The sequence below is a fragment of the Roseateles sp. P5_B10 genome (genome assembly GCF_056400485.1).
Genome location: NZ_JBFULE010001370.1, coordinates 1 through 863, shown reverse-complemented (window position 1 = coordinate 863; position 863 = coordinate 1). Strand labels below are relative to the sequence as shown.

General features: G+C 57.5%; 1 protein-coding gene and 1 pseudogene. Both read left to right on the top strand.

Features of this window, described 5'->3' with window-relative positions; all coding sequences use genetic code 11:
- On the top strand, positions 1–334 hold a 334-nt coding region (locus AC1DU6_RS33390), incomplete at its 5' end, for a sensor histidine kinase (protein WP_477862634.1).
- 26 nt (positions 335–360) lie between these two features.
- Positions 361–863 (top strand): annotated as a pseudogene (locus AC1DU6_RS33385) (hypothetical protein); the annotation flags it as partial.

Sequence of the window (863 nt, the reverse complement as noted above, 5' to 3'; positions counted from 1 at the left end):
CCTTGTGGTCAATGCGACTCACGCCATTGGTGAAAAACGTGGCCGCATCGCCATTCGAACGGGAGCCGAAGGGGCGCACGTGTGGATGGAGGTGGCCGACACGGGCACTGGCATACCACCCGACACGCTCAAGCATATTTTCGAGCCCTTCTTCACCACCAAGCCCGTTGGCAAAGGCACGGGGCTCGGGCTATCGGTGTCCTACGGCATCGTGCAGAAACACCACGGCCGCATCGACGTGGAAAGTGTCGTGGGTCAAKGCACCACGTTTCGCGTCACGCTGCCCGTGCGACAGACAAAAACGCAAGCCGAAGTGCCAGTGTCCGATATCTGAAGCCACTTCATGCAAGGCAACCCATCATGAAAACATGGCCTGCCCCAAACAAGGGCCGTATTCTCGTCGTGGACAGCAATCCCGACACTCACGGCGCCTTTCGCAACATGTTGGTCGAAGATGCCCATGCGCAAGGGAAATTCGAACTGGACTGCGCCCGCGACACCCCCGACAGCCTTGCCCTTATGCAGCAGTCCCTGCTGGCCTCACAACCTTATACCTTGGTATTCATAGRCGCCTCTCAAACGAAGGCATGGACAGCGGTCGAAATAGCCCCCCAAATTTGGGCAATTGATCCCAGAGTTCAGATCGTGCTTTGCGCGGAGCGGCTCGCTTCTTCCTCTGACTCGTTATTCGAAGCCATGGGAGCAACGAATAGCAGGTGGCTGACGCTTCAAATGCCTCTTGACCGCGTCGAAGTCATCCAGCTGTCACATTCCCTGACAGAGAAGTGGCATTTGCAACAGTTTGCCGAGGCGCATCAAGGCGTGAACTCGTCGGCAGAGACGACAGCGGCAGAGAGCCCAGT